Here is a 24,770-nt window from a genome sequence, read left to right as displayed (position 1 = left end):
GTCCGCCCCAGCGGCGCATCCTCCGCCGAACCCCCGCTTCGGCTCAGCCAGTTCCACTGAAGACACCGCAGCCGACGGCCACCGCCGGGTGTCCCGGTGCGCCATGAAGGGTTGACGCAATGACGCCGAACGCCGCCCCCGCCTCCTCCGGACCGAGCCGGAGAAGCTTCCTCGCCTCCTCGGCGGTCGCCACCGCAGCGGTGGCCGGAGGGATGCCGCTGCTCGCCGCGTGCGGGGGATCCGACGGAGGTTCGCGGGACGGCACCACCTCGGGCAAGGACGCCGAGAAGATCCTCCCGGCGTACGTGGCGAGCAACGTGGTCACGCCCGACATCCCCAGCAGGAACGGCTCCGCGGTCGGCTTCACCGGCAAGCTCGACCTGGCGGACCTGAAGACGTCGGTGCCGAAGAAGCTCGGCAAGGGGAACAAGGTCACCGTCATGTCGCCGTTCTGGGGCTCCCCGCCCAAGGACGGCAACGCCTACTACAAGGCGATGAACGATCTCATCGGCGTCGACGTGGTCTGGCAGAACCAGGACGGCAACACCTACGACCAGAAGCTCGGCGCGGTCCTCGCCTCCAGCGAGGTGCCCGACGTGGTGGTCGTGCCCGGCTGGAACATGACGGGCAGGATCCCCAGCGCCGTCATCGGCAAGTTCGCCGACCTCGGCCCGTACCTGTCCGGCGACGCCGTCAAGGACTACCCGAACCTCGCGGCGATCCCCACCGACGCCTGGCAGCGGTCCATCTTCGGTGGCAAGCTGCGCGGCCTGCCGATGCCGTCCTCGTACGTGTCCGGCATCGTGCCGCTGTACCGCCAGGACGTCTTCGAGAAGGAGGGCTACGAAGTCCCGCGCTCGTGCGACGAGTTCATGGCACTGGCCAAGGACGCCACCAACGCCAGGGCCAAGCGCTGGGCCTGCCTGGACATGAAGTGGACCGCCTTCAACGCCTTCGGTGTGCTCTCCGGCAACGAGAAGTCCCTCGGCTGGAACGAGGTCGACGGCAAGCTGATCCACCGCATCGAGACCGACGAGTACCTCGAGGCCCTGGAGTGGACGCGCAAGCTGTTCGCCGCCGGCGTCGTGCACCCCGACGCCGAGCTGGGCAAGAGCAACGCCGCCGATCCCGGCCCCAAGTTCGCCGCCGGTGAGTTCCTCATCTACAACCAGGACATCTCCCAGTGGTGGAGCCGCACCGCCGAGCAGGCCACCCAGAACCCCGAGTTCAAGATCTGGGGCATGGACTTCTTCGGGCACGACGGCGGCGACCCCGCGCTGTGGGCGCAGAACCCGGCGAGCATCTTCGCCTTCGTCAACAAGAAGGCGTCCGAGGCCGTGATCCGCGACGTGCTGGCCGTCGCCAACGTCACCGCCGCGCCGTACGGCACCAAGGAGTACATGGCCACCAACTACGGCGTCGAGGGCACCCACTACACCGTCAAGGACGGCGTGCCCACCAAGACCGACCAGGGCAACATCGACGTGATGAACGCCTACGTGATGATCGCGAGCCCCGCCGCGACCATCGCCCACCCCGACTTCCCCGAGGTCGCCAAGGGCCAGGTGGAGTGGCAGCAGCGGATGGGCGCCTTCACCAGGAAGCCGTCCTTCTACGGCATGCAGATCACCGAGCCGGCCCGCTACACCAACCTCTCCAACGACTTCGAGCAGCTGGAGGACGACGTCGTCCGCGGCCGCAAGAAGATCGCCGACATGCAGCAGGCCGTCTCCGACTGGAAGAGCAAGGGCGGGGACGAACTGCGCGACTGGTACCGGAAGATCCTCGACGAGAACGGTCCGGCGGCCGGCTGACCGGGTACCGAGGCAAGGAGAACCGCCGTGTCCCACAGCACGGTGCCTCGGACCGACACCGAGGCCGAAGCGAAAAACAACCGCCCGGCGGCGCGCGGCGGCGCCGGGTCCGCGAAGCAGCCGCCCGCCGCCGGGCAGAGCCTGCGGCTGAGGCTGAAGCGCGACCGCGTGCTGCTGCTGATGACCCTGCCGGCCGTGCTGCTGGTCCTGCTCTTCAACTACGTGCCGATCCTCGGCAACATCGTCGCGTTCCAGGAGTACGACCCGTACATCAGCGACAACGGCGTCGTCTCCATCCTGAACAGCCCCTGGGTCGGACTGGAGAACTTCCAGCGGATCCTCGAGGACTCCGCGTTCTGGAACGCGGTGCGCAACACGCTGGTGCTGTTCATCCTCCAGCTGGTGCTGTACTTCCCGATCCCCATCCTGCTCGCGCTGCTCATCAACAGCGTGGTCAGGCCCCGCGTGCGGGCGATCTCGCAGGCCATCCTGTACCTGCCGCACTTCTTCTCGTGGGTGCTGGTCATCGCCGTCTTCCAGCAGATCTTCGGCGGCGCCGGGATCCTGTCGCAGCTGCTGCGCGCGCACGGGTACGACGGGCTCGACATCATGACCGACCCCGGCACGTTCAAGTTCCTGGTCACCGCGGAGAGCGTGTGGAAGGACGCGGGCTGGGGCATCATCGTCTTCCTCGCCGCGCTGGCCTCGGTCAGCCCCGACCTGTACGAGGCCGCCGCGATGGACGGCGCCGGGCGCTGGCGCCGGATGTGGCACGTCACGCTGCCCGCACTGCGCCCCGTGATCGCGCTGCTGCTGGTGCTGCGGGTCGGTGACGCGCTGACCGTCGGCTTCGAACAGATCCTGCTGCAACGCGACGCGGTGGGGCCGGGCGCCGCCGAGGTGCTGGACACCTTCGTGTGGTGGAACGGCGTACGCAACCAGGACTTCGGCTATGCCGCCGCCGCGGGACTCGTCAAGGGCGTGATCAGCCTCGGCCTGGTCCTGGCGGCGAACAAGGTGGCCCACCTGATGGGCGAGCAGGGGGTGTACAAGAAGTGACCGCCGTGATCGACGAATCCGCGCGCTCCTCCGGCCGGTGGGCGGCCCCGCCCCGGCCGGTGTGGGAGGAACCGCCGAGCCGGGCGGGGCTCGCCGGCAAGGCGCTGGTGCTCGGGCTGGCCTGCCTGGGCATCCTCTTCCCGCTGTGGATCGTCGTCGTGACCAGCCTGTCCTCGCGCCGCACGATCGACGAGGCCGGCGGGCTGGTGATGATCCCGAAGGACATCACCTTCGTCGCCTACCAGGAGCTGCTCAGCGGCGGCCAGGTCACCCGCGCCGCCGTCATCAGCGTCGTCGTCACCGCCGTCGGCACGCTGTTCTCCATGGCGGTGTCGGTGCTGTGCGCCTACGGCCTGTCCCGCAGCGGTTCCCTAGGCCACCGCTGGATCCTGATGCTGCTGCTGGCCACCATGTTCTTCAGCGCCGGGCTCATCCCCACCTACCTGCTGGTGCAGTCGCTCGGCCTGACGGACAGCTACCTCGCGCTGGTCCTGCCGAGCGCGGTCAGCGTCTTCAACATCCTGGTCCTGCGCGGCTTCTTCATGAACATCTCGCAGGAACTGATCGACAGCGCCCGCATCGACGGGGCCGGCGACATCCGGATCCTGTGGCAGATCGTCATGCCGCTGTCCCGGGCGGTGATCGCGGTGATCACGCTGTTCTACGCCGTCGGGTACTGGAGCGCCTGGTTCAACGCGTCCCTGTACCTGAACGACCAGGACATGCTGCCGCTGCAGAACGTCATGATCCAGCTGGTGCAGAAGCAGGAGGCCCCGGTCGGGCTCGGCCAGGCCATCAAGACGGGGCAACTGTCCGGGCTGGCCGTGCAGATGGCCGTCATGGTGATGGCGCTGCTGCCGGTCGCCGTCCTGTCGCCGTTCGTCCAGAAGCACTTCAAGAAGGGGATGCTCACGGGTGCGGTCAAGGGTTAGGGCCTGTCGTTCGGATCATCCCGGGGTCGCGGGGTCCGGCACGCGCATCTGCGGCGTTGTCGTCGGTTGCCGACTCCCCCACGCTCGGCTCCGCTCGCGCGGGGGCACCCCCACCGCGTTGTCGCCCTCCTCCGCCGTGCAGCTGCACGCACCGGACCCCGCTCGGGCCGGTCGAAAGGGCACCGCACCTCACAGCCGCGCTGATCCGAACGACAGACCCCAGCACCCGCTGATGCTTCGGGGCCTGCGCGGTCGTTCCGGCCGCGGGCCGGTTGTGGCCGATCGCGCCCACGCGGCGGAGCCGCATATCGGACACAGCCCCGCGCCCCTCCAGGTGTCTCCACTCACCCCCGATACGAGGTCCTCTGTCATGTTCGCGTCCTCTCCCGGTCGGCGTGCCGTTCTCGCCGGAGCGGCGGCCGTCGCCGCCGTCGCCGGTGCCCCCGCCCTCGCCGGGCCCGCGCACGCCGGGCCCGCGCACGCCGGGCCCGCGCACGCCGCCTACCGCTGGCGCAACGTCGTCATCGGCGGCACCGGCTTCATCACCGGCGTCCTCTTCCACCCCGCCGTACGCGGCCTCGCCTACGCCCGCACCGACATCGGCGGCGCCTACCGCTGGGACGACCGGAGGGAACGGTGGATCCCGCTCCTGGACCACCTCGGCTGGGACGACTGGAACCTGCTCGGCGTCGAGGCGATCGCCGTCGACCCCGCCCACCCCGACCGCCTCTACCTGGCCTGCGGCACCTACGCCCAGGCGTGGGCCGGCGACGGCGCGGTGCTGCGCTCCGACGACCGCGGCACCACCTGGCGGCGCACCGACCTCACCGTGAAGCTCGGCGCCAACGAGGACGGTCGGGGCGCCGGCGAGCGGCTGCTCGTCGACCCGCGCGACAGCGACACCCTGTGGCTCGGCACCCGGCACGACGGGCTGCTCACCTCGGCCGACCGGGGCGCCACCTGGACGCCCGCGACCGGCTTCCCGGCCACGCCGTCCGCCACCGGCCAGGGCGTCACGCTCCTCGTGGCCGCCGGGCGCACCGTCTACGCCGGCTGGGGCGACGGCGGCGACGCGAACCTGTTCCGCACCGTCGACGGCACCACCTGGGAGGCGGTCCCCGGGCAGCCGTCCGGCCCCTCCGCGCGCGTACCGATCCGCGCCGCGTACGACCGGCACACCCGCGAGCTGTACGTCACCTACGCCGACGCGCCCGGGCCCAACGGGCAGGTGGACGGCAGCGTGCACAGACTGCGCACCGCCACCGGCGAGTGGACCGACGTCACCCCGGCGCGGCCGGACGGCGCGGGCGACACCTTCGGCTACGGCGGCGTCGCCGTCGACGCCCGCCGTCCCGGCACCGTCGTCGTCTCCACCAACAACCGCTGGGCGGCCGTCGACACCCTGTACCGCTCGACCGACGGCGGACGCCGCTGGCGCTCGCTGAAGGACACCGCCGTCCTCGACGTCTCCGAGACGCCGTACCTCGCCTGGGGCGAGGCCGCGCCCAAGTTCGGCTGGTGGATCCAGGCGCTCGCCGTCGACCCGTACGACTCCGAGCACATCGTGTACGGCACCGGCGCCACCCTCTACGGCACCCGGGACCTGCGGCACTGGGCGCCGCAGATCCGCGGCCTGGAGGAGACGTCCGTGCGCCAGTTGCTCTCGCCGCCGACCGGGCAGGCGCACCTGATCAGCGGATGCGGGGACATCGGCGTGCTGTACCACGAGCGGCTCACCGCGTCCCCGTCCCGCGGCATGGCCACGAACCCCGTGTTCGGCACGGCGACGGGACTGGCCCTGGCCGCGGCCAGGCCGTCGTACGTCGTGCGCACCGGCTGGGGCGACCACGGCAACGGCGCGTACTCCGACGACGGCGGGAGGACCTGGGCGCCCTTCGCGGCCCAGCCCGCCCTCGGCAAGGACGCACCGGGGCCGATCGCCACCAACACCGACGGCAGCGTGCTGCTGTGGGTCTTCGTGCACGGGGACGGCACCGGGTACCCGGCCCACCGCTCCACCGACAACGGCGCCACCTGGTCCGAGGTCCCCTCCTTCCCGAAGGGCGCCACGCCGGTCGCCGACCCGGCCGACCCGACGCGCTTCTACGCGTACGACACCGGCACCGGGACGCTGTTCGCCAGCACCGACAGCGGCCGGACCTTCACCGCGCGGGCGACCGGGCTGCCGTCCGGCGACAGCCAGTTCGAGCTGGTCGCGGCGCCCGGGCGGTCCGGTGACCTGTGGCTCAGCACCAAGTGGAACGGGCTCTACCGGTCCACGGACGGCGGCGCGGGCTTCTCGAAGACCGCCGGCCCCTGGGCCTCGTACACCCTCGGCTTCGGCAAGGCCGCCGACGGCGCCGCCTACCCGGCGATCTACCTGGTCGGAGCCACCGAGGCCGTCACCGCCGTGTACCGCTCCGACGACGAGGCGAAGACCTGGGTCCGGATCAACGACGACGCCCACCAGTGGGGCTGGACCGGCGAGACGATCACCGGCGACCCGCGCGTGTACGGCCGGGTCTACCTCGCCACCAACGGGCGCGGCATCCAGTACGGGGAGCCCGTCTGATGCCCACCGGAAAAAGACCCGCGCTCGACGACGCCACCCGCGGCCGCGTCCTCTTCGGCGGCGACTACAACCCCGAGCAGTGGCCCGAGGAGACCTGGCACGAGGACGTCCGCCTGATGAAACAGGCCGGGGTCACCTCCGTCACCCTCGGCGTCTTCTCCTGGTCGAAGCTCGAACCACGCCCGGGAGAGCGGAACTTCGGCTGGCTGGACCGGCTGATGGACCTGATGCACGGCAACGGCATCGGAGTCGTCCTCGCCACCCCGACCGCCTCTCCGCCGCCCTGGATGGGCCACCTCCACCCGGACACCCTGCCCCGCGACGCGGACGGCCGCACCGAGTGGTGGGGCGGCCGGCAGCACTTCTCCCACTCCAGCGCCACCTACCGCCGCTGCGCCGCCGCCGTCACCGAGGACCTGGCCGCCCGCTACGGCGGCCACCCGGCCCTGACGATGTGGCACATCAACAACGAGTACTGCACCTACGACTGGGGCGACGAGGCCGCCGCCCGCTTCCGTCACTGGCTGCGGAACAGGTACGGGACCCTCGACGCTCTCAACGAGGCCTGGGGCACCGCCTTCTGGAGCCAAGGCTACGGCGACTGGGCCGAGGTGCTGCCGCCCCGCCGCGCCCACTACCTGAAGAACCCCACGCAGGTGCTGGACTTCAAGCGCTTCACCTCCGACATGCTCCTGGAGTGTTACACCGCCGAACGCGACATCGTCCGCCGGCACACCCCGCACCTGCCGGTCACCACCAACTTCATGCCGCTGTGGGCCGGCCAGGACGCCTGGCGCTGGGCCGAGGAGGAGGACGTCGTCTCCGTCGACCTCTATCCCGACCCGCGCGACCCCCTCGCCGCCCAGCACGGCGCGCTCGTGCAGGACATGACCCGCTCCCAGGCGCGCGGCCCGTGGATGCTGATGGAGCAGGCGGCCGGCGCCGTCAACTGGCGCGCCGTGAACCACCCCAAGCCGCGCGGCCTCAACCGCCTGTGGTCCCTCCAGGCCGTGGCCCGCGGCGCGGACGCCGTCTGCTGCTTCCAGTGGCGGCAGTCCCGGCAGGGCGCGGAGAAGTTCCACTCCGGGATGGTCGGGCACGCCGGTGAGCAGGGCCGCACGTACCAGGAGGTCCGGCAGCTCGGCGCGGACCTGCGGCGGATCGGCCCGCACGTCGCCGGCACGCACCTGACCGCCGAGGTCGCGGTGCTGCACGACTGGCACTCCTGGTGGGCCGGCGACCAGGAGGCCCGCCCCTCGCGCGAGGTCGCGTACCCGGACGTCCTCGCGGCCTGGCACCGCGCCCTGTGGCAGGCCCACCTCGCCACCGACTTCGCCCACCCCGAACACGACCTGTCCGGCTACCGGATGGTCGTCGTGCCGCGGCTGTACCTGCTCACCGACACCGCCGTCGACAACCTCCTCGCGTACGTGCGCGGCGGCGGCACACTCGTCTGCGGGTTCCTGACCGGGATCGCCGACCGGGACGACCGGGTGCGGCCCGGCGGCATGGACGCCCGGCTGCGCGACCTGTTCGGCATCCGCACCCTGCACGAGTGGTGGCCGCTGGAGGCGGGCGAGACCGTCGAGTGCGAGGGCGGACTGCGCGGCACGCTGTGGTCGGAGGAGCTCGAACCCGACGGCACGGCCGACACGACGACCCGCTACCGGGGCGGCGAACTCGACGGCCTGCCCGCCGTCCTGCGCAAGGGCCGGGCCTGGTACGTCTCGACGCTCCCGGAGCCGGAGGCGCTGCGCGCGCTGCTGACCCGCGCCGCCGACGGCGCGGGCGTGCGGCCGGTGCTCGACGGGCTGCCGGACGGCGTGGAGGCGGTGCGCCGCGGCGGGCTGCTGTTCCTGCTCAACCACGGCCGCGAGCCCGTCACCGTGGACGTGGCGGGCACCCACCGCGACCTGCTCACGGACACCACCGTGACCGGCCGGGTCACCCTCGGCCGCTACGGAGCGGCGGTGCTGGCCCCATGACGTCCGCACCCGTCCACGGCACCTGGGAGCCCCGGCCGGCCGGCCGCTGGGAGGACGCCTTCCTGAGCGGCAACGGCCACCACGGCACCCTCACGTTCGGCGATCCGAACGACGACCGGACCGTCGTCACCCACCACACGCTCGTCCGCCCCGGCGACAGCGACGGCGACGGTGGCGACGGCGACGACCGGTACCGGATGCCGCCCCGGCTGGCCGAGGGCCTGACCGACCTCCAGGACCGGCTGCTGGCCGGCGACCTGACCGCCGCCGAGGGCTTCACCGACGGCCGCCCGCTGCAGTGGGTGCGGCCCTTCCACCCGGCCTTCCAGATCCGTCTGCGCCGCCCGGACGGCGACCGGGGCCCGGGCGGGTACCGGCGCACGCTCGACTTCACCACCGGCGTCGCCGAGGCGGCCGGCACCGGCTGGACCAGCCGGGTCTTCGTCTCCCGCGCCGACGACGTGATCGTCCAGTACGTCACCGGACCGGCACTCACCGTCGACGTCTCCCTGGACCACCGCCTGCCCGGCGCCCCCGCCGCACTGGGCGTCGGCCACGGTGCCGTCCTCACCGCGGAAGGCGCGCTGCTCAGCCTGCGCGTGCGCTACCCGCGCAGCGACCTCGGCTACACCGGTGTCACCCTCGTCGCCGTCGGCGGCGGCCGGACCGCCCTGGCCCCGCCCGGCCTGCGCGTCGACGGAGCCCGGTCGGTGCTGCTGCTCACCCGCGTGCACCGGCACACCGGGGAGGCGGACGTCACCGCCGAGGGCAGCGCCCTGCGCGCCCTGCTCACCGGGGGAAGACCCGCGTACGACCGCACCTCGCCCGGTGCGGACGTGTGCGGTGACGCCGCGTACGGCGATCTCCTCGCCCGGCACGTGCGCCCGCACCGCGCCGCCTACGAGCGGGTCACGCTCGACCTGGCCGCCGACCCGGACGAACGCGCCCTGCCCGGCTCCGCCTTGCTGACCCGGCCGGGCAGCGCCGCCCTGCTCGAACGGCTCTTCGCGGCCGGCCGCTACCACCTGCTGTCGTCCGCCGGTCTGCTCCCGCCCCGGCTCACCGGACTGTGGACCGGCGACTGGGACACCGCCTGGTCCGGCGCCTTCACCACCGACGCCAACCTCAACCTCCAGACCGCGTCCGCCACCGCCGCGGCCCTCCCCGAAGTCACCCGGGCACTGGCTTACCTGATCCACCGTCAACTCCCCGACTGGCGGGACAACGCCCGCGCCGTCTTCGGCACGCGGGGCGTGGTCGCGCCCGCGCACACCGACGGCGAGTGCGGCCACAGCCACCACTTCAGCCGCGAGTACCCCCTGCACCTGTGGACCGCCGGTGCCGACTGGCTGCTCAAGCCCCTCGTCGACCACGACGAGACCTACGGCGAACGGGACCCGGACACCGCCGCCGCGCTCGCCGAAGTCGCCCTGTTCTACGAGGACTTCCTCACCCGCACCGACAGCGCCGGCCGCCTCGTCGTCGTGCCCTCCTACTCACCCGAGAACCGGCCCGCCAACGGCAGCTGGGGCGCGATCAACGCGGCCATGGACCTCTCCGCGGCCCGCCACGCCCTGCTGACCGCGGCCGCGTACCACCCGCAGCACGCCGACCGGTGGCGGACGCTCGCCCACCGGCTGCCGCCGCACCGCATCAACGCCGACGGCGCGCTCGCCGAATGGGCCTGGCCGGACCTGGAGGACTCCTACGACCACCGCCACCTCAGCCATCTCCACGGCGTGTGGCCGCTGGACGAGATCACCCCGTACGACACCCCCGACCTGGCCGCCGCCGCGCACCGCGCCCTGGAACTGCGCGGCGCCGAGAACGACTCCGCGCACGGGCACCTGCACCACGCGCTGATCGCGGCCCGCCTCCGGGACGGCGAGCGGGTCGCCCGGGCACTCGGCCGGGTCCTCGACGGCGACTTCTTCCACGACTCCCTGATGAGCGCGCACTATCCGCGCCGCGACGTCTACAACGCCGACGCCGCCCACACCCTGCCCGCCGTGCTGATCGAGGCGCTGGTGCAGTCCACCCCCGACCGGCTGGTCCTGCTGCCCGCGCCGCCGGCGGCGTGCGCCCGCGGGCGGCTGCGCGGGGTGCGCACCCGCTTCGGCGCCGTACTCGACCTCACCTGGTCCCCGGACGGTGCCACCGCCGTCCTCCACCCGACCCGCACCTGCCGCATCGACCTGTGGACTTCCGCCGGCGCCGAGCCGCTCGACCTGGTCGCCGGAGAAGACCGCGTCCTCCCCGTGAGGACGCGGTGACCGCAACCATCCCCCCCACCCATGGAAGGACAACCATGGCACCCAGCACCCTGAGCAGGATCACCAAGGCCCTGCTGGCGCCGGCCCTCGCGCTCGGCGCGACGGTCGGCCTCGCCTCCGCCCCCGCCCACGCCGCCGTCTGGAACTCCTGCGACCAGTGGGGCAACACCAGCCTCAACGGCTACACGCTCTACAACAACATCTGGGGCTCCGGCGCCGGAGCCCAGTGCGTCTGGGCCAACTCCGGGACCAATTGGGGCGTGTGGGCCGACCACCCCAACACCGGCGGCATCAAGTCCTACCCGAACGCCAAGAAGGTGATCAACAAGCCGATCACCTCCATCGGCTCGCTCACCAGCAGCTACAACGTCACCGTCCCGTCCTCCGGCGCGTACAACACCTCGTACGACATCTGGGACACGGACTACGACTACGAGATCATGCTGTGGGTCAACCACAACGGCGCCGTGGGTCCGCTCGGCACCGCGCAGGGCAGGGTGAGCCTCGGCGGCCACACCTGGGACGTGTACAAGGGCAACAACGGCGCCAACGAGGTCTTCTCGTTCCTGCGCACCTCGGACTCGAACGCCGGCACCGTCGACATCCTCCCGGTCCTGAAGTGGATCAAGGACACCAAGGGCTGGATGGGCAACGAGACCATCGGCGACGTGCAGTTCGGCTACGAGATCACCTCGTCGTCCGGCGGCCTGGACTTCCGCACCAACAACCTGACCGTCTCCGGCGGCTAGGCCAGGACACCACCCGCGCCGGTCCCGCTCACCGGGGCCGGTGCGGGCGGCAGCCGGCAGGAGGAGGTCACGGGCCGGTGCGGGCGACACCGGCCGTCGGGAGGGGCGTCGGCGCTACGGCCGGCCGGGTGCCGGGCCCGAGCTCGCGCGCACCGTCAGCTCCGGCGCGAGCAGCACCACCTCGTCCCCGCCCCGCCCCTCGAACTTCGCGACCAGCTGCTCCACGGCCCGCCGGCCCATCTCCTGCGCCGGGATGGCGACCGAGGTCAGCCGCACCGACGCCTGCACGGCGACCTGCTCCGGGCAGATCGCGACCACCGACACGTCCTCCGGCACGGCCCGGCCCTGCTGCCGCAGCAGGGCGAGCAGCGGCTCGACCGCCGACTCGTTCTGCACCACGAAGCCCGTGGTGCCCGGGCGTTCGTCGAGGATCCGGGCCAGTGTCACGGCCATCGCGTCGTATCCGCCCTCGCAGGGGCGGTGCAGCAGGCGCAGCCCCAGCTCCCGCGCCCGGCCGCGCAGTCCGTCGAGGGTGCGCTCGGCGAAGCCGGTGTGCCGTTCGTAGACGGCGGGCGCCTCACCGATGACGGCGATGTCGCGGTGCCCGTGCTCGGCGAGATGTTCCACGCACAGCGCGCCGGTGGCCTTGAAGTCGAGGTCGACGCAGGTGAGTCCGGTGGTGTCGGCGGGCAGCCCGATCAGTACCGCGGGCTGGTCGTCCCCCACTCTCGACTCCGCTCGAGCGGCGGGACCCCCACCCCGCAGCAACGGCAGCCGCTCGTCGTCGAGTTCGACGTCCATCAGGATCATGCCGTCGGCGAGTCCGCTGCCGGCGACGCGGCGCACCGCGTCGGGGCCCTCCTCGCCGGTGAGCAGGAGCACGTCGTAGCCGTGCGTGCGGGCCGTCGTGGCGACCGCGATGGCGATCTCCATCATCACCGGCACGTACATGTCGGTGCGCAGGGGGATCATCAGCGCGATGACGTTGGACCTGCTGCTGGCCAGGGCGCGGGCCCCGGCGTTCGGGTGGTACCCGAGTTCGCGGATGCTCCGCTCGACCCGCTGCCGGGTGTTCGCGGAGATCGACCGCTTGCCGCTGAGGACATAGCTCACCGTGCTCGCGGAGACTCCGGCGTGCTGGGCGACCTCGGCGAGGGTGACCATCCAGCTCTCCAAAGGGTGTGAAGCGCTTCGACAATGCGCGCGGACTTACCAGGGTGGATGAGGGTGGAATCGACAGTAGTCCCTAGCGGAGACGGGTGTCCATAGGTGGTCAGGCGGGTGTCGAAGCGCTTCGACGCTTCTCCGGTCGGACAGGGCGGTCCGTCCGCGACCAGGGTAGTGGTCGCCCGCGTCGCGGACCCCGGCGGCACCCGCGGTGCGCGACCGCCGCCCGGGGTCCGCGACGAAGGCGGCACCCCGCCCGGCCCCGGCATGGGCCGAACGGCCGCAGGAAGGGGGGTGGGACCGTCCCGTATCAGGTACATACGATCGAGTAGCACCCGTCAGCGAAGAAACACCCGCGATCGCCCGAAACGATCACGCGGGACCGGTACAACCGCCATACCGCCCCTCCATCCCGAAACGCGGCGAGGTGAGCCTCATGTCCGCAGTATCCGAGTCACCCCCGTCCCCGTCCCGTCCCACCGTCACGGAGCGCGAGGCCCGCCAGGTCGCGGAGGCCGCCCGGGAACAGGACTGGCGCAAGCCCAGCTTCGCCAAGGAACTGTTCCTCGGCCGCTTCCGGCTCGACCTCATCCACCCCCACCCGCTCCCCGCCGACGAGGACACCGAGCGGGGCGAGGAGTTCCTCGCCAAGCTCCGCGACTTCTGCGAGACGAAGATCGACGGAGCGCTCATCGAACGCGAGGCGCGCATCCCCGACGAGGTGATCACCGGGCTCAAGGAACTCGGCGCCTTCGGCATGAAGATCGACACCAAGTACGGCGGCCTCGGCCTCACACAGGTGTACTACAACAAGGCGCTCGCGCTGGTCGGCTCCGCCAACCCGGCCCTCGGCGCGCTGCTGTCCGCACACCAGTCGATCGGCGTCCCGCAGCCGCTGAAGCTCTTCGGCACCCAGGAGCAGAAGGACACCTTCCTGCCGCGCTGCGCCCGCACCGACATCTCCGCCTTCCTGCTCACCGAGCCCGACGTCGGCTCCGACCCGGCCCGGCTCGCCACCACCGCCGTCCCCGACGGCGACGACTACGTCCTGGACGGCGTGAAGCTGTGGACGACCAACGGCGTGGTCGCCGACCTGCTCGTGGTCATGGCCCGGGTGCCGCGGTCCGAGGGCCACCGCGGCGGCATCACCGCGTTCGTGGTCGAGGCGGCCGCCGAGGGCGTCACCGTCGAGAACCGCAACGCCTTCATGGGCCTGCGCGGCCTGGAGAACGGCGTCACCCGCTTCCACCGCGTCCGCGTCCCCGCCGCCCACCGCATCGGCGAGGAGGGCCAGGGCCTGAAGATCGCCCTCACCACGCTCAACACCGGGCGGCTGTCCCTGCCCGCGATGTGCGTCGGCGCCGGCAAGTGGTGCCTGAAGATCGCCCGCGAGTGGTCGGCGGCGCGCGAGCAGTGGGGCAAGCCGGTGGCGCTGCACGAGGCCGTCGGCTCCAAGATCGCGTACATCGCGGCGACCACCTTCGCCCTGGAGGCCGTCCTCGACCTGTCCTCCCAGATGGCCGACGAGGACCGCAACGACATCCGCATCGAGGCCGCGCTCGCCAAGCTGTACGGCTCCGAGGCGGCCTGGCGGATGGCCGACGAACTGGTCCAGATCCGCGGCGGACGCGGCTTCGAGACCGCCGACTCCCTCCGCGCCCGCGGCGAACGCGCGGTCCCCGCCGAGCAGATGCTGCGCGACCTGCGCATCAACCGCATCTTCGAGGGCTCCACCGAGATCATGCACCTGCTGATCGCCCGCGAGGCCGTCGACGCCCACCTCTCGGTCGCCGGCGACCTCATCGACCCGGACAAGTCGCTCTCCGACAAGGCGCGGGCGGGCGCCAACGCGGGCGTGTTCTACGCCAGGTGGCTGCCGCGGCTCGTCGCCGGCCCGGGCCAGCTCCCCGGCTCGTACGGCGGGTTCCGGCACGGCATCGACCTGTCACCGCACCTGCGGTACGTCGAGCGCGCCGCCCGCAAGCTGGCCCGCTCCACCTTCTACGCCATGTCCCGCTGGCAGGGCCGGATGGAGACCAAGCAGGGCTTCCTCGGCCGGATCGTCGACATCGGCGCCGAACTGTTCGCGATGAGCGCCGCCTGCGTCCGCGCGGAACTCCTGCGCGGCCGCGGCGAGCACGGCCGCGAGGCCTACCAGCTCGCCGACGCCTTCTGCCGCCAGGCCCGCATCCGGGTCGACGAACTCTTCGCCCGGCTGTGGACCAACACCGACGACCTCGACCGCAAGGTCGTGCGGAACGTGCTCGCCGGCGACTACGCGTGGCTGGAACAGGGCATCGTCGACCCTTCCGGCGACGGCCCCTGGATCGCGGACGCCACCCCGGGCCCGAGCGCCCGCGACAACGTCCACCGCCCGATCCGCTGACCGCGCGGCCGCCGCAGCCGACGCCGGCCGCGCCCGACGCGGCCGGCCGGGACGGCCGGGGACACGGGGGAGGGGACACCGGTTCCGGAATCCGGGCTTCCCCTCCCTTTGCGCGGCAGGACGCGCGGGCGGGCCGCCGGGGCGGGGCCACGGCGGCGGTCACGACCCGACACAATGGGTCCATGACCGACGCTCCAGCTCCCCTCGCCGACCCGCACCTGGTGTACGACCCCGTGGCGGGAGACGGCCCGAAGGACGTGGTGATCCTCGGCTCCACCGGGTCGATCGGCACCCAGGCCATCGACCTCGTGCTGCGCAACCCCGACCGCTTCCGGGTCACCGGCCTGTCCGCCAACGGCGGCCGGGTCGCCCTCCTCGCCGAGCAGGCCCGCCGGCTGCGGGTGCGCACGGTCGCCGTCGCCCGCGAGGACGTCGTACCCGCGCTGCGCGAGGCGCTGTCCGCGCAGTACGGGGCGGGGGAGCCGCTGCCCGAGATCCTGGCCGGGAAGGACGCGGCCACCCAGCTCGCCGCCTCCGCCTGCCACACCGTCCTCAACGGCATCACCGGCTCCATCGGCCTCGCGCCGACCCTCGCCGCCCTGGAGGCGGGCCGCACCCTCGCGCTCGCCAACAAGGAGTCGCTCATCGTCGGCGGCCCGCTGGTCAAGGCGCTCGCCAAGCCCGGGCAGATCATCCCGGTCGACTCCGAGCACGCCGCGCTCTTCCAGGCGCTGGCCGCGGGCACCCGCGCCGATGTGCGGCGCCTCGTCGTCACCGCCTCCGGCGGCCCCTTCCGCGGCCGCACCAAGGAGCAGCTGGCCGACGTCACCGTCGAGGACGCCCTCGCCCACCCCACCTGGGCCATGGGACCGGTCATCACGATCAACTCCGCGACCCTCGTCAACAAGGGCCTGGAGGTCATCGAGGCGCACCTGCTGTACGACATTCCCTTCGACCGCATCGAGGTCGTCGTGCACCCGCAGTCGTACGTCCACTCGATGGTGGAGTTCACGGACGGATCGACACTGGCCCAGGCGACGCCCCCCGACATGCGCGGGCCCATCGCCATCGGCCTCGGCTGGCCCGAGAGGGTCCCCGACGCCGCCCCGGTCTTCGACTGGAGCAAGGCGTCCACCTGGGAGTTCTTCCCCCTGGACAACGAGGCGTTCCCCTCGGTCGACCTCGCCCGGCACGTCGGTGAGCTCGCGGGCACCGCCCCGGCGGTGTTCAATGCCGCGAACGAGGAGTGCGTGGAGGCGTTCCGCGCCGGCGCGCTGCCCTTCAACGGCATCATGGAGACCGTCACCCGGGTCGTCGAGGAGCACGGCACCCCGGCGACGGGAACCTCGCTGACCGTGTCGGACGTCCTCGAAGCGGAAGCCTGGGCCCGCGAGCGGGCCCGGGAACTGACTGTCCGGACGGCGAGCGCGGAGGCGCGTGCATGACGACCCTGATGTTCATCCTCGGCATAGTCGTCTTCGCGGTCGGCCTGCTGTTCTCCATCGCCTGGCACGAGCTGGGCCACCTGTCCACCGCCAAGATGTTCGGCATCCGGGTGCCGCAGTACATGGTCGGCTTCGGCCCGACCCTGTGGTCACGGCACAAGGGCGAGACCGAGTACGGCGTCAAGGCCATCCCGTTCGGCGGCTACATCCGCATGATCGGCATGTTCCCGCCGGGCCCCGACGGCCGGCTGGAGGCCCGCTCCACCTCACCGTGGCGCGGCATGATCGAGGACGCCCGCTCCGCCGCGTTCGAGGAGCTCAAGCCCGGCGACGAGAACCGCCTGTTCTACACGCGCAAGCCGTGGAAACGGGTCGTCGTGATGTTCGCGGGCCCGTTCATGAACCTGATCCTCGCGGTCGCGCTGTTCCTCACCGTGCTGATGGGCTTCGGCATCCAGCAGCAGACCACCACCGTCAGCTCCGTCTCGCCCTGCGTCATCTCGCAGAGCGAGAACCGCGACGAGTGCAAGAAGTCCGACCCCGAGTCCCCGGCCGCGGCCGCCGGCATGAAGGCCGGTGACAGGATCGTCGCCTTCGACGGCGTCCGCACCGACGACTGGGACACCCTCTCCGACCTCATCCGGGACAGCGCCGGCCGGGCCGTGCCGATCGTCGTCGAGCGGGACGGCCGCGAGCTGACCCTCCAGGCGCAGATCGCCACCAACCAGGTCGCCAAGAAGGACGCGAGCGGCGCCTACGTCGAGGGCGAGTACGTCAAGGCCGGCTTCCTCGGCTTCAGCGCCGCCACCGGCGTCGTCAAACAGGACTTCGGCGACTCCGTGGTCTGGATGACCGACCGGGTCGGCGACGCCGTCGACTCCCTCGCCGCCCTCCCGTCCAAGATCCCCGCCCTGTGGGACGCCGCCTTCGGCGACGGCCCCCGGGAACCCGACTCCCCGATGGGCGTCGTCGGCGCCGCCCGGGTCGGCGGCGAGATCGCCACCCTCGACATCCCGGCGTCCCAGCAGCTGGCCATGTTCGTGATGCTGCTCGCCGGATTCAACCTCTCCCTGTTCCTGTTCAACATGCTCCCGCTGCTGCCGCTCGACGGCGGCCACATCGCGGGCGCCCTGTGGGAGTCGCTGCGCCGCAACACCGCCAAGGTGCTGCGCCGGCCCGACCCGGGCCCGTTCGACGTGGCGAAACTGATGCCGGTGGCCTATGTCGTGGCCGGGATCTTCGTCTGCTTCACCATCCTCGTCCTCATCGCCGACGTGGTGAACCCGGTACGGATCTCGTAGGCCCCGACGCCGACACCTTCCGTTCACGACGGCCTGGAACCCTTTCGTTCCGGGCCGTCGTCCTTTGGGCGGGTTTACCTGCGCGATGTGCCCGGGCCTCGGCCCGTGCCGTAATCTCGGAGCCCGGAGCCCGCTGCTCACGGGGAGCCGGACCTTGATCCACGACTTGGGGTTGCACAGCAGATGACTGCGATTTCTCTCGGCATGCCGTCCGTTCCGACCAAGCTCGCCGAGCGCCGGAAGAGCCGGCAGATCCAGGTCGGCTCCGTGGCGGTGGGCGGCGACGCCCCCGTGTCCGTGCAGTCCATGACGACCACGCGCACCTCCGACATCGGCGCGACCCTCCAGCAGATCGCCGAACTCACCGCCTCCGGCTGCCAGATCGTCCGCGTGGCCTGCCCCACGCAGGACGACGCCGACGCGCTGGCGACGATCGCCCGCAAGTCGCAGATCCCGGTGATCGCCGACATCCACTTCCAGCCGAAGTACGTCTTCGCGGCCATCGAGGCCGGCTGCGCCGCGGTCCGCGTGAACCCCGGCAACATCAAGAAGTTCGACGACCAGGTCAAGGAGATCGCCAAGGCGGCGGGCGACCACGGCACCCCGATCCGCATCGGCGTGAACGCCGGCTCCCTGGACCGCCGGCTGCTCCAGAAGTACGGCAAGGCCACGCCCGAGGCTCTCGTCGAGTCCGCGCTGTGGGAGGCGTCCCTCTTCGAGGAGCACGGCTTCCACGACATCAAGATCTCCGTCAAGCACAACGACCCGGTCGTGATGATCGAGGCGTACCGCCAGCTCGCCGAGCAGTGCGACTACCCGCTCCACCTCGGCGTCACCGAGGCCGGGCCGGCCTTCCAGGGCACCATCAAGTCGGCCGTCGCCTTCGGCGCGCTGCTCTCCCAGGGCATCGGCGACACCATCCGCGTCTCCCTGTCGGCCCCGCCCGTCGAGGAGGTCAAGGTCGGCAACCAGATCCTGGAGTCCCTGAACCTCAAGCAGCGCGGCCTGGAGATCGTCTCCTGCCCGTCCTGCGGCCGCGCCCAGGTCGACGTGTACAAGCTCGCCGAGGAGGTCACCGCCGGCCTCACCGGCATGGAGGTGCCGCTCCGCGTCGCCGTCATGGGCTGCGTCGTCAACGGCCCCGGCGAGGCCCGCGAGGCCGACCTCGGTGTCGCCTCCGGCAACGGCAAGGGGCAGATCTTCGTCAAGGGCGAAGTCATCAAGACCGTGCCCGAGTCGAAGATCGTGGAGACGCTCATCGAAGAGGCGATGAAGATCGCCGAGGAGATGGAGAAGGACGGCGTGGCGAGCGGGGAGCCGTCCGTTTCCGTGGCGGGATAGGTGACATCGGCCCGTCCGGCGTTCGAGGACGAGGGGCGCGCAGGGCCGCAGCGGGCCTCCGGGGGCGTGGGCCCCCGGAGGCGGTGCGGCGGCCGGCGGCCACCTCGAAGCGGGCGGCACCCACACGGGGCGGCACGGCACGGCTTCCGCGGGTACAGTGCGGAAATCAGCAGACCCCAGTGTGTGAGGCCCCGCACGTGTTGACGCAGACCACATCCCGGGTCCTCGAACCGAGTGACCTGGACGCCGCACTCGCCGTGCTCGACCGCGAGCCGGTCGCGAACGCCTTCGTCACGGCCCGGGTCCGGATCGCCGGCCTGGACCCGTGGCGGCTCGGCGGCGAGATGTGGGGCTGGTACGAAGGCGGCGTCCTGACCTCCCTGTGCTACGCCGGCGCCAACCTCGTCCCCCTCTGCGCCACCCCCCGCGCCGTACGCGCCTTCGCCGACCGCGCCCGCCGCGCCAGCCGCCGCTGCTCCTCCATCGTCGGCCCCGCCGGTCCCACCGCCGAACTCTGGCGGCTGCTGGAACCCCAGTGGGGCCCGGCCCGCGACGTCCGCGCCCACCAGCCGCTCATGGTCACCGACCGCATGCCCGCCGGCGTCGCCCCGGACCCGTACGTGCGCCGCGTCCGCAAGGACGAACTGGAGACGATCATGCCGGCGTGCGTGGCGATGTTCACCGAGGAGGTCGGCGTCTCCCCGCTGGCCGGCGACGGCGGCCTGCTCTACCAGGCGAGGGTCGCCGAACTCGTCGGATCCGGCCGCTCGTTCGCCCGCTTCGACGCCGACGGCAAGGTCGTCTTCAAGGCCGAGATCGGCGCCGCCACCGACCGCGCCTGCCAGATCCAGGGCGTCTGGGTCGCCCCCGAACACCGGGGCAGGGGCGTCGCCGCACCCGGCATGGCGGCCGTCCTGCGCCACGCCCTCACCGACTTCGCCCCCGTGGCGAGCCTCTACGTCAACGACTTCAACACCCCCGCCCGCCGCACCTACGAGAGGGTCGGCTTCCAGGAGGTCGGCGCCTTCATGAGCGTGCTGTTCTGACGGGCACGCCCCTGTAGTCTCCCGGGCATGCTGCGTTTTCCGGGCCACGGCCGTCACCAGCCCGACGACGACGTCCTGATCGGCCCACTCGACCTCCCCGGACATGTCGACGAGGCGCTGGCGGTTCAGGCGGTGGCCTTCGGACTCGGTCCCGACGAGGTGGCCGTACGCCGGCAGATCGTGCTGCGCCACATGACCCTCCCGGGCGCCCGCGCCTTCGGCGCCACCACCCGCGGCCGGCTCGTCGGCTTCGTCTACGGCATGCCCAACGACCGCGGCCACTGGTGGTCCACCGTCGTCGAGCCCTACCTGCGCGCCCAGGGCCACGACGACTGGCTCGACGACTCCTTCGTCATCACCGAACTGCACGTCCACCCGCGGCACCAGAAGCACGGCATCGGCCGCGCCCTGATCACCACGATCACCGACGGCGCCGACCAGCCCCGCTCCATCCTGTCCGCCATCGACATCGAGAGCCCCGCCCGCCGTCTGTACCGCTCGCTCGGCTACCGCGACCTCGCCCGCCAGGTCCACTTCCCGAGCGCCCCGAGGCCGTACGCCGTCATGGGCGCACCGCTGCCGCTGCTCCGCTGACGGCGGACAATCGATTTCCGCCGCCCCGTCCCGCCCGGCTAACCTCCTTCCATCACCCAGACGCAGCAGGAGTACGAGAACCATGGCGAACGCACCGGTCCAGCGCATGTCCCAGTTGATGGCGAAGACGCTGCGCGACGACCCGGCGGACGCCGAGGTCATCAGCCACAAGCTGCTCGTCCGCGCCGGATACGTACGCCGCACGGCCGCCGGCATCTGGACCTGGCTGCCCCTCGGCAAGAAGGTCCTGGGCAACGTCGAGCGCATCGTGCGGGAGGAGATGGAGGCCATCGGCGGCCAGGAGGTGCTGCTCCCCGCGCTCCTGCCGCGTGAGCCCTACGACGCGACCGGCCGCTGGGACGAGTACGGCCCCGAGCTGTTCCGCCTCCAGGACCGCAAGGGCGGCGACTACCTGCTCGGGCCCACCCACGAGGAGATCTTCACCCTGATGGTGAAGGACCAGGCGACCTCCTACAAGGACCTGCCGGTCATCCTCTACCAGATCCAGAGCAAGTACCGCGACGAGGCCCGCCCCCGGGCCGGCGTCCTGCGCGGCCGCGAGTTCCTGATGAAGGACTCCTACTCCTTCGACCTGGACGACGAGGGCCTCGCCCGGTCCTACGCCCTGCACCGCAAGGCCTACCAGCGGATCTTCGAGCGCCTCGGTCTCGACTACCGCATCTGCGCCGCGACCGCCGGCGCGATGGGCGGCTCCAAGTCCGAGGAGTTCCTCGCGCCCGCCGACGCCGGCGAGGACACCTTCGCGGACTGCCCGAACTGCGACTTCGCCGCGAACACCGAGGCGGTCTCCTACGAGCTGAAGCCGGTCGACGCCTCCGGCGTCCCGGCCGCCGAGGACATCCCCACCCCGGACACCCCGACCATCGAGACCCTCGCCGCCCAGCTCGGCGTCCCCGCCTCGGCGACGCTGAAGAACCTGCTGGTGAAGGTCGACGGCGAGATCGTCGCCGTGGGCGTGCCCGGCGACCGCGAGGTCGACATGGACAAGGTCGAGGCGCACTTCGCCCCGGCCACGGTCGAGATGGTCACCGAGGCCGACTTCGCGGCCCGCCCCGACCTGGTGCGCGGCTACGTCGGCCCGCAGGGCCTGGACAAGGTCACCTACATCGCAGACCCGCGCGTGGCGCCCGGCACCGCCTGGATCACGGGCGCCAACAAGGCCGACACGCACGCGAAGAACGTCGTCGCCGGACGCGACTTCGAGGTCGACGCCCACGTGGACGTCGTGGTGGTGCAGGAGGGCGACCCGTGCCCCAAGTGCGGCACCGGCCTGAAGCTGGACCGCGCCATCGAGATCGGCCACATCTTCCAGCTGGGCCGCAAGTACGCCGACGCCCTCAAGCTGGACGTCCTCGGCCAGAACGGCAAGCCGGTCCGCGTCACCATGGGCTCCTACGGCATCGGCGTCTCCCGTGCGGTGGCCGCGCTCGCCGAGCAGACCGCCGACGACAAGGGCCTGTGCTGGCCCCAGGAGGTCGCCCCGGCCGACGTCCACGTGGTCGCCGCCGGCAAGGCCCTCCAGACGGAACTGGCGCTCGACGTCTCCGAGAAGCTGTCCGCCGCCGGGCTCCGCGTCCTGGTCGACGACCGCGCCGGCGTCTCGCCGGGCGTGAAGTTCACCGACTCGGAGCTGATCGGCGTCCCGCGCATCCTGGTCGCCGGCCGCCGCGCGGGCGAGGGCGTCCTGGAACTCAAGGACCGCCGCACCGGCGAGCGCGAGGAACTCACCGTCGACGAGGCCATCGCCCGCCTCACGGCCTGACGGCCCCCGGGCCCGTGCGGACTCCGTCGCCCGCACGGGCCCACCACTCGGTACGGGGCTGCAGGCCGCGCAAGTGCCGCCGTGCACGGGCCCACCACTTGGTAGGGGGCCGTGGGTGCCTCCTAAGTGCCGTCGTGCGCGGGACCGCTGCCGGACGCGCCCCCCCCCTGTGCGGCCGGCCGCCGGGCCGGCGTCACAGCCAGGTCGCGAACTCCAGGAGGAGTTCCGCGTCGCGTTCGCGGCCGACGCGGCGGGCGCGGACGCCGGACTCCACCGCCCGGAACAACGTCCAGCCGGCCAGGCGTTCGCGGTCGACCTCCAGGGACTCCGCGAGCCGCTTCACCCTCCGGCGCGTCGTCGTCGCGCCCGACGGCTGGGCGATCAGGTCCTCCACCCGGTCGCGGACCAGCCGCGCCAGGTCGAAGGCACACTCGCCGACCACCGGATCGGGTCCCACCGCCAGCCACGGCATCCGGTCCCCGGCGAGCACCTTGCTCTGCCGGAACGTGCCGTGCAGCAGCCGGTGTTCCGGCGGCGCGGCCAGCAGATCCTCGCGCGCCTCCAGCGCCGCCGCCACCAGCGCCGCGACCTCCGGGTCGGCCTGAGCGCCCGCCCGCATCGCGCGCGCCTGACGCCCGGTCCGCTCCGCCACCGTCTCGAAGTCGTGCCCGCCGGGCGGCTCCACCCACAGCCGGCGCAGCGTCCCCGCCGCCTCCAGCAACGCCTTCGCCTCCGGCAACGACCGCACCGACACGTCCGGATGCAGCCGCTCCAGCAGCAGCACCCCCTCGGACCCGGCCGACGGCGGCTCCAGCAGCTGCACCGCGCCCCGGCCGTCCCAGTGGGCCAGCGCCGCCCGTTCGCTCTCCGGGCGCGCCCGGTGCGGCGCCAGCTTCAGGACGGCGGGCGTCCCGCCGGCCGTACGCACCAGCACCACCAGGCTGCTGCGCCCACCGGGCACCTGCACCCGCTCCACCGTCAACTCGCGCTCCGCGACGGCCCCGCGCGCCGCCTCCGGCAGCCTCTCCAGCCAGTCGTCGCCCTCGGGCGCCGTCTCACCGAGCGCCCTCACCAGACGCTGCGGCGGTTCGAAAGCCATGCGCGAGTCCGTTCCCTTCCTGCTGCTGTACGCGGTGCCGACGCCCCCGTCACACCGTCGGTGCCGGGCTCCCCGACTCCGTACCGCTCCGCTCGGCGAGCCCAGGGAAGGCTACGCTCCCGCCGCTCCAGCGCACCGACCGCACCGCCGCCTCCCGCAGCGCCTCGGCCGCGACCCGGCGCCGCTCGCCCGAACTCTCCCGCACCAGATCGGCGTACACCCCCGCCAGCCGGCCCTCCAGCTCCGCCGCCAGCCGCACCGCCGCGGCCGCGTCCGGCACCGGGAACGGCAGCGCGTACCCGGCCGCGGCGGCGACCGGCTCACCGCCCGCGTCCCGCACGGCGCGCACCAACGCGTCCCTGCGCGCCCGGTGCGCGTCGTACGCCGTACGCGCTTCAGCGCGCCGCTTCTCGCCGATGCGCCCGCCGACCACGCCGTAGCCGTACACCGCCGCGTGCTCCGCCGCCAGCGCCGCCTGAAGGGCCCGCAGCCCTCGGTCCTCCGCCTTGCTCACCGTCCCGCCTCCGTCAGCAGATAGACATGGGCCGCGCCGGCGGCCGCCACCGAGGCCAGCAGCCGGGCCAGCTCACCCGGCGCGGTCAGCAGCGCCTCGGTGCGCCGGTCGACGATCTCCCGTTCGGCGGCAGCCAGTTCGGCGAGCGCGTCCTTCTCCTTCGCGGGCACGGCGGCCGACGCGGAGGCGGACGGCGCGGCCGGCCCGGAGGGCGAGGCGGACACGGACGGCGAGGCGGACACGGACGGCGACGGCGACGGCGTTCCCGCGAACGCCCGTTCGTGCCGCGCGACCTCCGCGCGCAGCGGACGCAGCCGCTCCGCCAGCGCCGGGTGCGCGGCGACGACCGCGTCGTACCGCTCGGCCAGCGCCCTGCTGTCCCGGGCCGCCCGCGCGCGGACCCGGTCGGCGGCCGACGGACGGCTGCCCCCGGAGGCGGAGTTCTCGGAGTCGGCGGAACAGCCCGCCACCAGCAGGGCCGCCGGGGCGACGGCGAGCAGACTCCTTCTGCGCGGCCCCGACCGGGCGCGCAAAGACGAGGGGAACGGCACGGCAGACGTCCTCGGGGGCTCGTACGGACGGGGCTACGTGAAGAAGGGCCGCTGGCCCGTGATCACGGTACCCGGGCCCCCGCCCGGCGGCGGCCAGCGGCACCCTGCGTGACCGGGTGGACGGCAACACCCTCCACGACCGGATACCCTTTGTGCAGA

Annotated in this window: 18 protein-coding genes; 14 read left to right on the top strand and 4 right to left on the bottom strand. The window is 72.5% G+C overall.

Going from position 1 to position 24,770, the window contains the following annotated elements; genetic code table 11:
* Positions 1 to 119: 119 nt before the first annotated feature.
* The 7 genes from FGW31_RS08970 (at position 120) to FGW31_RS08940 (ending at position 11,384) form a co-directional block, all read left to right on the top strand.
* A complete protein-coding gene (locus tag FGW31_RS08970; RefSeq protein ID WP_142192853.1) occupies positions 120 to 1,814 on the top strand; it encodes an extracellular solute-binding protein in 1,695 nt (564 codons plus the stop codon).
* Positions 1,815 to 1,841: 27 nt separating this feature from the next.
* On the top strand, positions 1,842 to 2,873 hold the full coding sequence (locus FGW31_RS08965; RefSeq protein WP_142192852.1) for an ABC transporter permease: 1,032 nt from the start codon (positions 1,842 to 1,844) through the stop codon (positions 2,871 to 2,873).
* Positions 2,870 to 3,805, top strand: coding sequence for a carbohydrate ABC transporter permease (locus FGW31_RS08960; RefSeq protein WP_142192851.1), 936 nt, complete (start codon positions 2,870 to 2,872; stop codon positions 3,803 to 3,805). The genes FGW31_RS08965 and FGW31_RS08960 overlap by 4 nt, the downstream gene beginning before the upstream one ends.
* 370 nt (positions 3,806 to 4,175) lie before the next feature.
* Positions 4,176 to 6,377 (top strand): sialidase family protein, encoded by a 2,202-nt coding sequence (locus tag FGW31_RS08955; RefSeq protein ID WP_142192850.1) that lies wholly within the window; start codon positions 4,176 to 4,178, stop codon positions 6,375 to 6,377.
* On the top strand, positions 6,377 to 8,362 hold the full coding sequence (locus FGW31_RS08950) for a beta-galactosidase (RefSeq protein WP_142192849.1): 1,986 nt from the start codon (positions 6,377 to 6,379) through the stop codon (positions 8,360 to 8,362). Before FGW31_RS08955 ends, FGW31_RS08950 begins: the two co-directional genes overlap by 1 nt.
* Positions 8,359 to 10,635 (top strand): glycosyl hydrolase family 95 catalytic domain-containing protein, encoded by a 2,277-nt coding sequence (locus tag FGW31_RS08945; RefSeq protein WP_142192848.1) that lies wholly within the window; start codon positions 8,359 to 8,361, stop codon positions 10,633 to 10,635. Before FGW31_RS08950 ends, FGW31_RS08945 begins: the two co-directional genes overlap by 4 nt.
* A gap of 35 nt (positions 10,636 to 10,670) precedes the next feature.
* Positions 10,671 to 11,384 carry a glycoside hydrolase family 12 protein gene (locus FGW31_RS08940; protein WP_142192847.1) on the top strand — a complete coding sequence of 238 codons (714 nt, stop codon included), beginning with the start codon at positions 10,671 to 10,673 and terminating at the stop codon, positions 11,382 to 11,384.
* Positions 11,385 to 11,498: 114 nt separating this feature from the next.
* Here the strand turns inward: FGW31_RS08940 and FGW31_RS08935 are convergent, their stop codons facing one another.
* Positions 11,499 to 12,548 (bottom strand): LacI family DNA-binding transcriptional regulator, encoded by a 1,050-nt coding sequence (locus FGW31_RS08935; RefSeq protein WP_142192846.1) that lies wholly within the window; start codon positions 12,546 to 12,548, stop codon positions 11,499 to 11,501.
* 439 nt (positions 12,549 to 12,987) lie between these two features.
* Here FGW31_RS08935 and FGW31_RS08930 point away from each other — a divergent pair, with 439 nt between their 5' ends.
* The 7 genes from FGW31_RS08930 (at position 12,988) to FGW31_RS08900 (ending at position 22,447) form a co-directional block, all read left to right on the top strand.
* Positions 12,988 to 14,937 carry an acyl-CoA dehydrogenase family protein gene (locus tag FGW31_RS08930; RefSeq protein ID WP_142192845.1) on the top strand — a complete coding sequence of 650 codons (1,950 nt, stop codon included), beginning with the start codon at positions 12,988 to 12,990 and terminating at the stop codon, positions 14,935 to 14,937.
* A gap of 182 nt (positions 14,938 to 15,119) precedes the next feature.
* Entirely contained in the window at positions 15,120 to 16,382 is a 1,263-nt protein-coding gene (dxr, locus tag FGW31_RS08925) for a 1-deoxy-D-xylulose-5-phosphate reductoisomerase (protein WP_142192844.1), read from the top strand.
* Between the two features lie 8 nt (positions 16,383 to 16,390).
* On the top strand, positions 16,391 to 17,683 hold the full coding sequence (locus FGW31_RS08920) for a M50 family metallopeptidase (protein ID WP_182674871.1): 1,293 nt from the start codon (positions 16,391 to 16,393) through the stop codon (positions 17,681 to 17,683).
* Between the two features lie 183 nt (positions 17,684 to 17,866).
* Entirely contained in the window at positions 17,867 to 19,024 is a 1,158-nt protein-coding gene (gene ispG / locus FGW31_RS08915) for a flavodoxin-dependent (E)-4-hydroxy-3-methylbut-2-enyl-diphosphate synthase (RefSeq protein WP_142192842.1), read from the top strand.
* Between the two features lie 197 nt (positions 19,025 to 19,221).
* Positions 19,222 to 20,070, top strand: a complete 849-nt coding sequence (locus tag FGW31_RS08910; protein WP_142192841.1) for a GNAT family N-acetyltransferase — start codon at positions 19,222 to 19,224, stop codon at positions 20,068 to 20,070.
* A 27-nt stretch (positions 20,071 to 20,097) separates the two neighbouring features.
* Positions 20,098 to 20,664, top strand: a complete 567-nt coding sequence (locus FGW31_RS08905; protein WP_142192840.1) for a GNAT family N-acetyltransferase — start codon at positions 20,098 to 20,100, stop codon at positions 20,662 to 20,664.
* Positions 20,665 to 20,746: 82 nt separating this feature from the next.
* Positions 20,747 to 22,447 carry a proline--tRNA ligase gene (locus FGW31_RS08900; protein WP_142192839.1) on the top strand — a complete coding sequence of 567 codons (1,701 nt, stop codon included), beginning with the start codon at positions 20,747 to 20,749 and terminating at the stop codon, positions 22,445 to 22,447.
* A gap of 193 nt (positions 22,448 to 22,640) precedes the next feature.
* Here FGW31_RS08900 and FGW31_RS08895 read toward each other — a convergent pair whose 3' ends face one another.
* Genes FGW31_RS08895 through FGW31_RS08885 form a run of 3 tightly spaced genes read right to left on the bottom strand, consistent with a single transcriptional unit; the run spans position 22,641 to position 24,611 of the window.
* Complete coding sequence (locus FGW31_RS08895; RefSeq protein WP_142192838.1) at positions 22,641 to 23,546, bottom strand: aminoglycoside phosphotransferase family protein; 906 nt, start codon at positions 23,544 to 23,546, stop codon at positions 22,641 to 22,643.
* A gap of 49 nt (positions 23,547 to 23,595) precedes the next feature.
* Positions 23,596 to 24,060, bottom strand: a complete 465-nt coding sequence (locus FGW31_RS08890; RefSeq protein ID WP_142192837.1) for a ferritin-like domain-containing protein — start codon at positions 24,058 to 24,060, stop codon at positions 23,596 to 23,598.
* Positions 24,057 to 24,611, bottom strand: a complete 555-nt coding sequence (locus tag FGW31_RS08885) for a hypothetical protein (protein WP_142192836.1) — start codon at positions 24,609 to 24,611, stop codon at positions 24,057 to 24,059. The genes FGW31_RS08890 and FGW31_RS08885 overlap by 4 nt, the downstream gene beginning before the upstream one ends.
* Positions 24,612 to 24,770: the final 159 nt, after the last annotated feature.

Source organism: Streptomyces calvus (assembly GCF_006782915.1).
Taxonomy (GTDB): Bacteria; Actinomycetota; Actinomycetes; order Streptomycetales; family Streptomycetaceae; genus Streptomyces; species Streptomyces calvus.
Note: the sequence above shows the minus strand (reverse complement) of the source record. Positions and strands in the feature narration are given on the sequence as shown.